Here is a 13,804-nt window from a genome sequence, read left to right as displayed (position 1 = left end):
TTCATAGCTTTTTGTCTTCTTGATTAGTACCTTCTATTTCCAGCTCATCCAGCTCGATGTCCTCTTCTTCATCAAAGATTTGGAGCAAAGGTTCGTGGAATGACTTAGTGGTCGTGTATTTTTCGAGCCCTGCCAGAAGCGAGGGAAGTAGAATCAGGTTTGAAGTGATTGCGACAAATAAGGTTAGCGAAACCAGGATACCAAGGGCTGCTGTACCCCCAAACTGGGAAACGCTGTAAACACCAAATCCGAAGAAAAGAACCACAAAGGTGTAAATCATGCTCACGCCTGTTTCACGCAGGGCCAGCTTGACGGACTCCTGAATATTCCAGCCGGTGGCTGTTAGTTCTTGCCGGTACTTGGCCAAAAAGTGAATGGTGTTATCGACCGAAATACCGAAAGCAATACTGAAAACCAGAATAGTGGAAGCCTTGATGGGAATATCCACAAAACCCATGATTGCTGCAGTAAATATGAGCGGAATGATGTTCGGTATTAATGACATTAGCACCATGCGCCAGGAGTAAAACATAACGGCCATAAAGGTGGCAATCAGGAAGATGGCCAGGGTGAGGCTGCTAAACAAGTTTTTTACCAGGTACTGCGTGCCTTTGAAGAAGGTTACGCTGGAGCCGGTTACGGTTACATCGTACTTGTCGGCCGGGAAAACGGAGTCAACTTCCTGCTTAAACTCGGTGTAAAGCTCTTCCATGCGTTTGGTGCCCACGTCATGCATCCGAATGCTGATTCGGGTTACTTGTTTGGTGCTATCCAAAAAGGAATGAAGGGCGCTGACTCCAGCAGCTTCATCTTCATTACTTTTGGTGGCGTAACCCAGTATGAAGTTTTTTTCCTGGTTGTTAGGCAGACTGTAGTAGCGCTCATTGCCATTATAGAAAGCCTGTTTCGAGAATTTTAAAATATTCAGCAACGACATGGAAGACGACAGTTCATCGTAATTTTCCAGTCGTTTTTCCAATTGGTCAATGCGTTTGAAATTGCTGAGGCTCATGACTCCGTTGGGGCGTTGGGTATCAATAATGATTTCCAGAGGCATCAATCCGTCAACTTGTTTTTCAAAGTATTTCAGGTCCTTGTAAATGATGTCGCTTTCCGGAATATCGTCGACCATGTAGCCAGAGCTCTTTATTTGCGAAATGCCATAGAAACCCAGCAGCAATACGCCAATGGTGGAAATGTAAACCAGCTTGCGGTGCTTCTGTGAAATGGTTTCCAGACGCATAACGATAAATTGGAAGAGTTTGCTTTCCAAGTGCTTAATGTGACGCTCGCCCGGAGGTTTGGCAAAGCTAAATAAAATGGGAATCAGCAGCAGCGAAAGAACAAACAAGGTCAAGATGTTCAGGGCAGCAATAACTCCAAATTGTCTTAGAATTTCACTGTTTGTAATTACAAAGGTGGCAAACCCGGAAGCCGTGGTCAGGTTGGTTAAAAAGGTGGCATTCCCGATTTTAATAATGACCCGCTGCAAGGCTTTTATGTTATTTCCGTGATTCCGAAATTCGTGATGGTACTTGTTCAGCATGTAAATACTGTTGGGAATACCAATTACGATGAGCAGGGACGGAATCATCCCGGTGAGCAGCGTAATTTTAAATCCAAACAGCGCCATGGTTCCCATGGCCCATATCACCCCGGTAATAACAATCAAGATGGGGAAAAGAACGGCTTTGAACGATCTGAAAAACAGAAAGAGGGTGATGATACAAAGCAGCAGGGCCAAGGCACTGAACAGGTAAATTTCTTTTTTGATTTTGATGGAATTGACAACCCGAATGTAAGGGAGACCGGAATAGTGGAGGTCTAATTCGGTTTTCTCGGAGAAGGCTTCGCAGGTCTTTTGAATCGAAGTCACCATTTTTTCCCGCTGTTTCGACTTCATTTTATCTTTGTTGACCGAAATGGCCAGCAAATAAAAGTCGGACTCCTCATTGTATAGTAAACCACGATAGAAGGGCAGGCTGTGAAAGAGCGAGGCCAGGCTGTCGAGTTGTTGCTGGGAATTGATTTCTTCCGGGAAGATTTCTTCAATTTCAAAACTGCGCTTTTCCTTGTTCTTCCTTAAATTATAAGCGTTGGAAACCGACAGTAGATTTTCAACCCCGTCAATCTGGTCCAGGTTGGAGACCAGTTCATGCCAGGCTTCAAAATGATCCAGCTGGAAAAAATCCGGATCTTCAACACCCACGACAATCAGATTACCTTCTTCTCCAAAAATTTCTCTGAACTTTTGGTAATCAACATAAGCACTGTCTTTTTTAGGAAGCAACTGTGCCGCCTCATAGGACATTTCAACTCTACTGGCCTGATAGGCCATGAAAATGGTAACAAGTCCTAATATTGAAAGTAATAAACGCCTGTTTCTAAGTATAATACCGGAGAGCCAAACCCACATAATCAAAATTCGTATAAAAAATTATGGCGAAAATAGTTAATAAAATGGGATTACGAAAGAAAGCATTGGTGCAGCTTCCCTTCATTAATGATAAAGAAAGATTCGTGATTTAAAGGGGTGAAAACCTTGTTTTTAATGGGGCAAAACAAGTTGGATACGGAAGGGAGCAAGCCTGCTTAAAGAATGGGACGTAATGAAAGGTGTTGTTTGAATTGGAATTAGGAGAAACGCAAATCAATAAAATTAGAAGTTATGAAAAAATATTTTTACCTGGTTGCCACTCCCGAGTCCATTATTGTTTCGCATTTGCAACCACATGACTTTGGGAATTACCTTTCGGTAGGTACCCAAAAACAGCTTCATGGGGAGGTGATTTTTTTTGAATTTGATCCCGACCATACCAAACTGCATCAGGATTATATCAATTTAAAAATGAAACCCTATGATGATGGAGAGCCCAAACGTTCGGTTTATCTTTCCATTTACCGCTGTTTTGAAGCAATTCCTTTGCGTGCTCTGCGTAATCTTTACCTGGTGACTGATGACGGAAAGGTGCTGGAAATGGCAGCTCATGATTATATTCCGAAGACTACCAAGGAAATTCACTTGTATCAACAATTAATTCCGGTGACTACGCGGGTGGCCAGTAAACTTTCGCCGGTTGATTTTATTCGCCGTTTAACCGATTTGAATCAACCCGTGTCAGCTCCCAAGGTATTTTTAGTGGATTTGAAATTGAATGACTGGGGAACAAATCCCGATGGCCCCCTAAGCGATTTGCCTTATCCGAATCCGGATCATCTTCGGGATTGTATCAAGAAGTTGAAACTATCGTCAGCTCGTCAAACTAAAACCGTCTTGCGTTTTTTGCGCGATGACATTTCGTATCGAACCATTCAAACCGGGTTTTTTGTAGGCGACCAAAAGCAGTACCTCTTTTATCCGTTTCCTTCGGAAAAAGATTTGGAAGAAAAATATTATTCCTGGTGGCGTTCGGCTTTGGTTCGGCACTTTTAAAGTAAGGTTGGTGATAATCAGAATCTTTAGTTAGGTGTGCGCTGGGTGTACCTATTTCAAAGGGGTTTGGTCGGAAAAAAAATATCGATCAAAATGAATAATTTTTTCTGTTTTTGTTTTTTCTTTCCAAAAAAGCTCCTATTTTTGCATCGCTTTTGAAACACAAAGCAACAGTTCTAAAGATAAAAATTCCCTAGTAGCTCAGTTGGTTAGAGCGGCGGACTGTTAATCCGTAGGTCGTAGGTTCAAGTCCTACCTGGGGAGCTCAAAAAGGTCAATCAGAAATGGTTGACCTTTTTTTTGTCCCTGATTTAAGAAGCTGAAAGTCTGAGAAACCTCCAACAAATAGTAAATAATTCCAAATACACACCCGATTCGGATATTGTGATTTATTCTGAAGTAGTTTTTTAAGTAGATTTGTACGTAAACAAAAAATTCACATTTATTAATCGAACAGAATAGTATCATGAAAAAACTAAAAACATTCCTATTACTTTTTGTATTTACTTTAACTAGCTTCGTTTCGGTGCAGGCACAGCGTGTTGAAAGCGATTCGAATGTGATTGGGAAATGGGATCTTACGATCACCATGGAGAAAGAACAATTAGAGAATCTCGGAATTTTCAGACACGGTTTAATGGCCTCGGATGGTTTCCCCGGATGGTTGGAAATTAAATTGTCTGGTTTCTCAACACTTGTAGGATATTATGTAGGATACGAAGGAAGTGCAAGACCAATTGCAGAAATTCATTATTCAGCGAGTGAAGATAAATATCATTTTACCATTCCACCACAATGGATGGATATTGATGACATCTATTTTGAATTTACGATAAAAGACGATGTGTTGACCGGATATAAAGTACTTGATGGCAACAAACTGAAATGGACTGGTGTTCGTGCGCCTTCTTTGGAAAGAACAGAACCAGCAATTTGGGGAAATCCGATTAACCTGCTTACGGACAACATGGACAAATGGATCATTCCGGCGAACAATAAGTTCCGGATGATTGATGGTGTTATGGTGAACACAGAAAAAGGTGGCAACCTGGTTACCAATCAAAAATTTGACGATTTCAAGCTTAGCGTCGAATTCCGCTATCCGGAAGGAAGTAACAGTGGAATTTACCTTCGTGGCCGTTACGAACTTCAAATTGAAGATTCAAAAGGAAGAGCTGATGCGGTAAGTATTGGTGGTATTTACGGATTTATTGCTCCTTCGGTTAACGCTGCTAAAAAACCGGGAGAATGGCAGACTTACGAAATCACGCTTGTAGGCCGCCATGTAACCGTTGTTCATAACGGTATTGAAACGGTTTCAAACCGACCAATTCCTGGAATTACAGGAGGTTCGCTTGATAGCAAAGAGGGAGAACCGGGCCCCATCATGGTGCAAGGTGATCATGGACCCATCGAGTTCCGCAAATTTGTGATTACACCAGCTGTCAACTAAGTGGTGTTGTAAAAATAGTTTTCTTTAAACGTGGAATTGTTGCAAACAGGTGCATATTACCACTGTTGGAGAGCTAAAAAGGTCAATCAGACGATGATTGGCCTTTTTTTTGCTCAACGCCTTGGTGCCTGGGCTGACGAAATCTCAAAGACAGGCATTTTTGTCCACTTGTTAATAAAAGGGTAAGAGATGATCTAAAGGAGCTGTTTAAGAACATCAATTTTTGATTTTTAATTAATAAAAAGCACTTTTGTGGTCCGGTATTTAGAGGGTAATTCTAGATACTCGGGGCACTCTTCGAGACCGTTCTCTGGTCTCCTGTTTCTCCCGATTACATACTAAATCTTTTAGAAATGCTGAATAGAATTTCAACGAATAACAATTCCTCAATCTATCAAATTGAGGAAGAAGGGAAAACAAGTGTCAACCGCTTGCTTGTTTCCAGTGCTGAAACGCGTGCAATTTGCAATGATTCAACCGTTATGGGGGTTGATTACACGCAAAAGTTAGGCAAAGCCTGTTCGCTGGCTTTAAAAAGTATGCAGGAAGAGCAAGTGATTAAACTGGAAGAACGAAAAACCATTGTTTTTAACATTTTGCGTGGAGGATTGAATTTTGGCTTGCGTCAGGCTATTGCCGATGCTTTTGGCTGGAATTTGCATGGCTCGTCGTTTATCAGTGCCCAGCGTGCGCGGAGGAATCCGGAATCGGAAGAATGGCATATTATTGAAAGTGATTACCAAAAAGTTTACATGCCTCCATCGGCACAAATTGTCATTGGCGATGTTGTGGCTACCGGAACCAGCCTAGAGTTTGGCTTGGAGGCCTTGGTAAAACAAGCCGAAATGAACAACATCAATATTGAATCGATTCTGTTTTTCACTTTTGGAGGACAGCGTACGGAAGAAATTTTGGAAAAAGTGGATGCCCTGTGCCGCGAGAAATTTGAAGGCTACCAATCAACTACCCTCTGTTACATTGAAGGACGTTTTTCCGTTCCAACCATTTCATCGCCATTGACGATAAAACTTACCGGAACCGACTTGGTCAAACGCGATGCGTTAATGACGCCGGAGTTTATCGAAAGTCAATACGAAGCGCCGGCATATGCTATTGAGCGCTGTGTGATTTACGATGCCGGGTCACGGGCTTTTTGGCTTCCTGAATACCTGGAAGATGTGATTGAATATTGGGAGCAGGTGCATACCATGGCCCGCCGGGGCAGAACTTTTACACAGCTGCTCAGTGAACGTTTCCCAGAGCTTGATGCCAGCCGGTTCGCCGATGTTAGTCTGCTGGAAGTGGCCCGTTGTCAGCTGGATAAGTTGAAAACTATTGCAAATTCATAATCAATTCAAACTATACTATATAAGAAATGGAAAAGACGACACACTTTGACCATGACTTTTCATTGTCGCCTGTTGATAAAAATAATCAAAAAGGATTTTGGCCCATGCTGGTTGTTATGCTGGGTTTCACATTTTTCTCAGCCAGTATGTGGGCTGGTGGAAACCTGGGAGCAGGATTAACGGCCGCTAATTTTATTACAGCCGTATTGTTTGGAAACCTTATTTTAGGAATTTACACAGGCTTACTTGCTTTTATTGCCTCCAAAACCAATTTGTCCACTCACCTGTTGGCGCGTTATTCTTTTGGCGAACGCGGTTCCATATTACCCTCGTTTTTGTTGGGAATTACGCAAGTGGGGTGGTTCGGTGTTGGTGTAGCCATGTTTGCTATTCCGGTGCAAAAAGTAACTGGCTTAAATATTTACATGCTGGTTATTGTCTCTGGATTCATTATGACCGCTACGGCCTGGTTTGGAATCAAAGCCTTGACAATACTTAGTTTTATTGCCGTTCCTTCCATCACGTTTTTGGGCTTAATGTCGGTTGGTAAGGCCTTTAATGATTTTGGTGGTACAGAGGCTTGGTTCGATATTGTTCCGTCAAATCCGATTACACTTTATGCTGCAATTGGTATTTGTGTAGCTTCTTTTATTAGCGGTGGCACCTTAACTCCTGACTTTACCCGATTTTCAAGAAACAGCAAAATTGCCGTATCAACCACGCTGATTGCGTTTTTCGTGGGTAATTCGTTAATGTTTTTGTTTGGGGCGGTTGGTTCCGCTTTCTATCAGCAGTCTGATATTAGTGATGTTTTAATGCAGCAGGGAATGATTGTTTGGGCCATGATAATTTTGGGCTTAAACATCTGGACAACCAATGACAATGCACTTTATGCATCAGGCTTAGGTTTTTCAAACATTACCCGTTTGCCTAAAAAAGTAATGGTAATTGTCAATGGTGTTGTCGGGACTTTGCTTGCCCTTTATTTGTACAACAACTTTGTCGGCTTTCTGAATGTATTGAATACCATGTTGCCATCCATTGGCGGGGTGCTCATTGCCGACTTCTACCTGGTGCATAAAATGAAATATGCCAAATTAGCCGAGAAAACGATCACTAAATTTCGCTGGTCAGCCGTTGTGGCGTGGGGAATGGGTGTTTTAGCTGCTACTTTTCTGCCGGGAGTTGCTCCGGTAAATAGTGTGCTTACGTCTATTGTCGCTTATGTGATCATCGAAAAGGTGATTCTTAAAACCAAAACGATTGCGGACAAGGCTTAGCGCACAGCAAGCTGCGCATGTTTCTTGTTGAATAGATAAATACAGGAAGCCTGCTTTGTATTCTGAAAAAAAATGAGTTTGATATGCATATTGTTATCTGTTCAAGTATTGATTTTACGCCACAAATAGCGCAGGTGGCACAGGGGTTAACCCGGTTGGGGCATACGGTGGATATTCCTTTGACCAGCCAGCAAATTATAGCCGGTGAGCTCACGTTGGAGGACTATTTTGCCGAGAAAACCAATGCGGGTGAAAGTGCCCGGCGAAAGATAGAGCATGATGTCATTCGGAGCTATTTTGAGAAGATAAAAATGGCCGATGGGATTCTGGTTTTGAACTTTGATAAAAAGGGCATTGCCAACTACATTGGAGGGAATACCTTTCTGGAAATGGGATTTGCCCATGTTCTGAATAAACGCATCATTCTGTATCGTCCGGTGCCGGAGATGCTGTATACGGATGAATTGCTGGCTTTTAATCCTGAGGTTATTGATGAAGACCTTGCTTTGATTCGTTAAAAACGGCAAGACCGAAGGCCGGTTTTATCCTCAAAGCGATTATTATTTAGCGCGTAAAGCTTGACTTGGAAGCACAGAAAAGCCGATCCAGAAATGGATCGGCTTTTTTATGTTTTTCGGATTTACCTACGTCCGGATCGCTTGCTGGAAGAACTCCGTGATTGCCTGCTTTTCGATGCAGCTTTTGATGTCTTGCTGCTGGAGCTGCTGCTGCGAACCGTTGCTTTAGGCTTTGATGAAGAACTTCGGGATCTTACCGACCTTGAAGAGCTCTTCGGTTGGGAATTCGACTTTCTTGAAACCGAAGTGGATGACCGTTTGGAAGAACTGTTGCTGGGCTTGCTGTAAGACGAACGTGTTGTCCGGTTTGTCTTTATTGTTGTTGATTTCGGAGATGGCCGACTTTGCTTCTTCACCGAAGACTTGGTGCCACTTCTGTAAGTCGAATTACTGCTTGGACTCGTTCTACGTGATACCTTGGTGCTGCGTCCTGAAGACGAGTTGTTAACTGACCTGTTGGGCTGAACGGCTGATGACTTGCGTGTTACACTGCTTCTTCTGTTTACGGAAGAGTTTGGGCTTACCCGTGTTGTTGTGCTCGAGCCCGATCGTTTATGAGATACGGAACTGTTCCGTTTAACTGGCCGGCTACTCACAGATGAGCTGGATGTTCTGCGCCTGCTATCCGAATAGTTTTCGCGTGATCGCTGATTTTTGCGAGCTGTTCGCTTGTAAAGTACATCTCCTTTTCTTCTCAGGTCCGGACGCGAATAGGTTTTCCGGTAGCTTCCTTGTTTTATTCGGGCCGATACCCTCGGAGAATAAGTCCGGACACGACTGTAGTAAAATTTGTTGTAATGTTTGTAATGATGATGGTGCGAATGCCGGTAGTGCGCATAGTAATGGTTGTGATAGTGGGTATGGTACCCATAGTAAGTATGCCAGTAATAGGGGCGCCATGGCCGCCAGTAGGAAGGGTAATGGCCCCATCGCCAGGATGAATGCCAGCTTACGTAGCTCGGACGGTAAATGAACCGAATAACGGGCCAGGCAGCCACCTGAAAAGTGGTAACAGCAACCATGGACGGACGTTCAACGACAACGGTTGAGTTTCCGATATAGCCGGGGTTGGGTCTTTCCTGGTTGTCGGCATAAATGGGTTCAACAATATAATTGGGGCCATAAAGCGCTTCGTCGCCAATTAATTGAATGCGGGCTGATCCGTCATTGAAACGTTCAACGGTAAAAACTGCCACATCTTGTGTTTCATTCTGGTTCAAGGCGGCTCTCAAAACAATGTTGTGGACATGTCCGTCAACATAATCAATTACCATCAGGTAGTCCACCATTCGGTCGCCGTTCAGGTCGAGGTTGTTGATGCGTGAATTTTCATCATTCAAACTTCGTTCAAAATCTTCAAGAGTTTCTGATTCCTGAAAAAGCTTCATGGTGGCGTAGAGGTTGAGGTTGTCTCCAGGCAGTCCGAGGTATTCATTCGGGTAGTTTTTTGCCTGAACGGTACTCGTTGCTGCTATAAGCAGTGCGAGTAGGGATATGATGATTGATTTTTTCATGACATTATGTATTAATTAATGATCTGTTTCCAGTGAAAATACAAAACCTGTACCATTATTCATTTCAGAGATGAACTGGATAGATAAACATGCTTTAAATCAGTTGTTTTTTGTCGGTGTAAATTTTTAAATCGGTCTGAAAATGAGATAAAAAAAAGTCCCATGTTTAATGGGACTTAAGATCTTTAAATGGTAAGTTTATTTTAAACTAAGCTAGTTTAACATTGACTGCATTTAATCCTTTTCTGCCTTCTTGCAACTCAAAGGTTACTTCGTCATTCTCTCCGATATTGTCGATTAACCCGGATGAATGCACGAAATATTCTTGCGATGAATCGGCATCTTTGATGAATCCAAAACCTTTGGATTCGTTGAAAAATTTAACTGTTCCTTTGTTCATGATATGAATAGTTTTAATACCGTGCAAGTTAAGGTTAATTATTGGGAATCTTGCATAGATTACCCAAAAAACACCTGCGCTGGACTTAGTCAGGTCGTTTCATTTGTCAAGCATTGCAAGTTGTTTTTGTTTCACAGGGGGAGATTCTTTTTCGATAGAAAACCCTCAGCCACCCGCAAAGCGCGTAAAGTTCCTTTCTTTTTATATTGATGTGCTTCCATACGATGCAGAATGTTATACAGAATTTGCACGGTTTCCTGCATGTTATCTCCTTTGTTAAGCATTACGCATTCCGAACGGGCTGCCATGGAGGCATCCGTAATTTCGGCGCGGGTTGCAACGCCTTCCTTCGACAGCTTCTCAAGAACCTGGGTGGCCCAGATGTTGGGAATGAAAGCGGCTTCGCACAGCCACAGAATTTGCTCCTGAACTTCAGATATGCGTTCAGCTCCCAGTTCAACAGCCAGGTCGCCGCGAGCAATCATCACTCCGATATTGGGATTGCGCATGGCGGTGATCAACAGCTCGGGAAGGTTTTCAAAAGCATCACTGTTTTCAATTTTTAGAACCAGCCCAATGTCTGATCTTCCGTAGTTTTTCAGCTCGTTCTGAAGGGCAATCACATCGGCGGCCTGGCGTACAAATGAATAGCCAATGATGTCGGCCTGTTCAGTTAGGAAAGGTAGAAAGCTGAGGTCGTCGGAGGAGAGGGAAGGCAGGTTTAGCTTTGAATCAGGGAGGTTAATACCTTTTTCAGCCCGAAGCTTACTTCCCTTTTCAATGTTAGCCCGCACAATCTCCACATCGAGGTATTCTGCGGTGATTGCGCTGATGACTCCTCCGATTTTGCCATCGTCAAACCAGATGTGTTCACCCACGTTCAGGTCGGAAAACTGAATAGGAGAGGCAATTGCAATTTGGGCAGGGGCGATCAGTTCTCCGTCAGCGGAGTATTGGGCATCGCGTCCCAGAATTTCTTCCCGATACACGTGCAAATGATCGCCTTTATGCAAAGTCAGATAATTGATCTGTTTTTTCTTCTTCTTTTTCTTTTTTTTCATCTTGACAGGGCCTGTTCGCATTTTCGGGCCGGGCAAGTCCATGTAAATGCGGCATTCCTGACCTGTTTCCCGACAAGCTTGCCGGACATGTGCAATCATCTTTTCCCAATCTTCCTGTGTGTCGTGGCTGCAGTTTACCCGCGCAACTTCAATCCCCAGCTTAATCAATCGTTTGACAAGTTCGTAATCAGTTGCGGCCTCCGAAGGTAAAGTAACCATAATACGCGTGTTGAGCGACTGGTTGCTTTTTCCCAGCAAGCGGGTGGAGTTATTTTCCAGTACATCGTTACTCCGGAAGTAGTTAACCGGGTGCTCGCCCAGATCGTATTTCCCCTGGAATTTTTTCCCCTGGTACAAGTGCAAAAAGTAAAGGATGTTTTCGATGTTGGCTAAAACATAGCGTTCCGAGTGACCAATGGAAGAGAGTCCCATGGCCGATAGTTCCTCCTGAATCTCCCGGAGTTCAAAGGTGCGTAGTTTCAGGTAGCGAATGAAATTGCGTACGCTGTATTGGTAATTCGGATGCACCGACTGGATCATCGGTTCATAGTTTTCTTCGCATGAGAGAATCGCCTCCCTGATCCTCATCAACCGAAGGATTAATTTGTCAACATCAATAGATTTCATATTCAGACGATTACTTTTTTGTGTTCGGGTGTTTTGCCACTATTTATCCGTTTGAAAATAAAACATAAAGATAAGAATACTTTTAGGTCTTACTATCGGTGTTGGTTCTTTTCAAGTACCTCTGCTCCGGAATTCGGGAGCTTTTGGCGGAGTCAGCCTTCCAGCTGTTTCCTGCACTTGGGACAAAACGACCAGCCTTTTTGGTCAATGTCTTCCACGTAGGTGCTCGAACGCATGACACAAGTCGGGGTAAGGCAGTGGATAAGGCCAAAGGCGTGCCCCAGCTCATGGATCACTTCCTTTCGCAAACGATCAACAAAAACAGGCTCGTTGGGCGCAATGCCATAGCGTTCGTTACGAAGTCGGTATGCCGAAGCAATGCCGCAACGGCCGTTTAAAAAGGCCTGGCCAAAAATGAAGGTGAGAATCGGAATGTATAGATCGACATTGAAAACGGCGAGTGTTTTGGTTTCATCAGAAGCAAATTGCTGGTTGATATCCTGAAGGAGGCGATTTCCGTTGTATTGGCGGCGCGCAGGATCAAAGTAAAGGCTTAGGTCCAGATAACCTTCGCGGACAATAACCGGGATGCGGAATTCCCGTTCGACATCATACATGATTTCACCGAGAAATCGTTTCTCGAAATACCCAAATGAAATTAGTGTGATGTTCTCCGGCTTCATGTATCCGTCGGTTTAAGCAGCAAGCAGGTGGTTTTGTCCGTATCGTCGGGACATGTTTGCCCCATCTTTTTGCTGAATGCTCAATTGTTTGCCTGCTTAAGTTGATATTTCTTGATCTTATTGTATAAAGTCACCCGATCCACTTTCAGCGCTTTGGCCGAAGCCGAAATGTTCCAATTGTACTTATTCAGAATCTGAAGAATATGATGCTTTTCAATATCGTTCAGGCTTTCGAATGAAGGACTGGCTTCCGGTCGGTCGATGGGAAGATCTTTTAAGGTGATTTTCTTGCCGTTCCCAACGACAATGGCTCGTTCAATCATGTTCTCCAGCTCGCGAATATTGCCCGGGAATGGGAATTCCTCCAGACGCTTCAAGGCGGCCGGGTCAATGGTCATTACCGCCCGGTTCATGGTTTTGCAGTATTTCTTGATGAAGTAGTCGACCAGCAAGGGGATGTCGTCGGTACGCTCGCGTAAAGGGGGCACGTTGATGTTGACTACGTTGAGGCGGTAGTAAAGGTCTTCGCGAAAAACACCATTGTCCACCATGGTTTTCAGGTCGCGGTTGGTGGCACAAATCACCCGGAAATCAGACTTAATTTCTTTGTTCCCACCAACGCGCATAAAGCTCTTGCTTTCGAGCACCCTTAGTAATTCGATCTGCATTTTGGGGGAGATGGTCGCAATTTCATCCAGAAAAATGGTGCCGTTGTCGGCCATTTCAAAGCGTCCTTTCCGGTTGTAAACGGCTCCGGTAAATGCGCCTTTTTCGTGTCCGAACAGCTCACTCTCAAGCAGGCTTTCGGACAGGGCTCCGCAGTGAACGCTGACCAAGGGGAAGTATTTTCGTGGGGAGTTGGCATGAATGGCGCGTGCTACCAGCTCTTTGCCGGTCCCACTTTCGCCGGTAATAATGACTGAAGCATTGGATTGAGCCACGCTTTCAATTTCCCGGAATACCTGGTTCATGGCTTCACTTTTGCCAATCAGGTCTTCCACATTTTCCAGTGACACCACTTTCTCCTTCAAAACCTCATTCTCCTCCATCAGGGTAATTTGCCGCGATGCATTGCGGATAAGGTGCGATAAATCATCCGGGTCAAAGGGTTTGGTTACATAGTCGAAAGCTCCATCTTTAAGGGCTTGAACGGCTGTTTCAACAGTGGCAAAGGCGGTCATCATAATCACAATGACATCTTGCTGAATGGCTTTGATGCGCTTGAGCATTTCAAGTCCGTCCATGCCCGGCATCTTAATGTCGGCCAGCACAATGTCGAAAGTTTCAGACTCCAACCTGTTTAAGGCGACTTTGGCATCTTCGGCGCAATCTACCTGGTAGCCGTCTTCAATAAACCAATTGTACAGGGAGTCTCTTACGGAGCTTTCATCGTCAACAATGAGTATGGAGATTTTTTGTGTCATGA

Annotated in this window: 11 protein-coding genes and 1 tRNA gene; 6 read left to right on the top strand and 6 right to left on the bottom strand. The window is 43.9% G+C overall.

Annotated features, from left to right (window positions below; all coding sequences use genetic code 11):
- Position 1: 1 nt before the first annotated feature.
- Positions 2 to 2,338, bottom strand: a complete 2,337-nt coding sequence (locus tag Q1A18_RS09360) for an MMPL family transporter (protein WP_299578833.1) — start codon at positions 2,336 to 2,338, stop codon at positions 2 to 4.
- Positions 2,339 to 2,668: 330 nt separating this feature from the next.
- On the opposite strand from Q1A18_RS09360, the gene Q1A18_RS09355 reads away from it, so the two are divergent.
- The 6 genes from Q1A18_RS09355 to Q1A18_RS09330 all read left to right on the top strand — a co-directional run bounded on the left by Q1A18_RS09355 (position 2,669) and on the right by Q1A18_RS09330 (position 8,033).
- Complete coding sequence (locus tag Q1A18_RS09355; RefSeq protein ID WP_299578831.1) at positions 2,669 to 3,433, top strand: hypothetical protein; 765 nt, start codon at positions 2,669 to 2,671, stop codon at positions 3,431 to 3,433.
- Positions 3,434 to 3,623: 190 nt separating this feature from the next.
- Positions 3,624 to 3,697, top strand: a tRNA-Asn gene (locus tag Q1A18_RS09350).
- A 202-nt stretch (positions 3,698 to 3,899) separates the two neighbouring features.
- A complete protein-coding gene (locus Q1A18_RS09345; RefSeq protein WP_299578829.1) occupies positions 3,900 to 4,886 on the top strand; it encodes a DUF1080 domain-containing protein in 987 nt (328 codons plus the stop codon).
- A 353-nt stretch (positions 4,887 to 5,239) separates the two neighbouring features.
- Positions 5,240 to 6,235, top strand: a complete 996-nt coding sequence (locus Q1A18_RS09340; protein ID WP_299578827.1) for a hypothetical protein — start codon at positions 5,240 to 5,242, stop codon at positions 6,233 to 6,235.
- A 26-nt stretch (positions 6,236 to 6,261) separates the two neighbouring features.
- Positions 6,262 to 7,515 carry a cytosine permease gene (gene codB, locus Q1A18_RS09335; protein ID WP_299578825.1) on the top strand — a complete coding sequence of 418 codons (1,254 nt, stop codon included), beginning with the start codon at positions 6,262 to 6,264 and terminating at the stop codon, positions 7,513 to 7,515.
- Between the two features lie 83 nt (positions 7,516 to 7,598).
- Positions 7,599 to 8,033 carry a hypothetical protein gene (locus Q1A18_RS09330; protein WP_299578823.1) on the top strand — a complete coding sequence of 145 codons (435 nt, stop codon included), beginning with the start codon at positions 7,599 to 7,601 and terminating at the stop codon, positions 8,031 to 8,033.
- 122 nt (positions 8,034 to 8,155) lie between these two features.
- On the opposite strand, the gene Q1A18_RS09325 is transcribed toward Q1A18_RS09330, so the two are convergent.
- The 5 genes from Q1A18_RS09325 to Q1A18_RS09305 all read right to left on the bottom strand — a co-directional run bounded on the left by Q1A18_RS09325 (position 8,156) and on the right by Q1A18_RS09305 (position 13,802).
- Entirely contained in the window at positions 8,156 to 9,607 is a 1,452-nt protein-coding gene (locus Q1A18_RS09325) for a hypothetical protein (protein ID WP_299578821.1), read from the bottom strand.
- Positions 9,608 to 9,815: 208 nt separating this feature from the next.
- Positions 9,816 to 10,007 (bottom strand): cold shock domain-containing protein, encoded by a 192-nt coding sequence (locus Q1A18_RS09320; protein WP_299578819.1) that lies wholly within the window; start codon positions 10,005 to 10,007, stop codon positions 9,816 to 9,818.
- A 131-nt stretch (positions 10,008 to 10,138) separates the two neighbouring features.
- On the bottom strand, positions 10,139 to 11,695 hold the full coding sequence (locus Q1A18_RS09315; protein ID WP_299578817.1) for a pyruvate kinase: 1,557 nt from the start codon (positions 11,693 to 11,695) through the stop codon (positions 10,139 to 10,141).
- A 152-nt stretch (positions 11,696 to 11,847) separates the two neighbouring features.
- The gene (locus Q1A18_RS09310; protein ID WP_299578815.1) at positions 11,848 to 12,378 is read right to left on the bottom strand and encodes an archaemetzincin family Zn-dependent metalloprotease; all 531 of its coding nucleotides are present in this window, start codon (positions 12,376 to 12,378) and stop codon (positions 11,848 to 11,850) included.
- Between the two features lie 80 nt (positions 12,379 to 12,458).
- Complete coding sequence (locus Q1A18_RS09305; protein ID WP_299578813.1) at positions 12,459 to 13,802, bottom strand: sigma-54 dependent transcriptional regulator; 1,344 nt, start codon at positions 13,800 to 13,802, stop codon at positions 12,459 to 12,461.
- Positions 13,803 to 13,804 lie beyond the last annotated feature (2 nt).

Origin of the sequence: uncultured Sunxiuqinia sp., assembly GCF_947495665.1 — a bacterium.
Lineage (GTDB): Bacteria > Bacteroidota > Bacteroidia > Bacteroidales > Prolixibacteraceae > Sunxiuqinia > Sunxiuqinia rutila.
The sequence above is the reverse complement of the archived record's forward strand: the minus strand, read 5'-3'. Positions and strand labels throughout refer to the sequence as shown.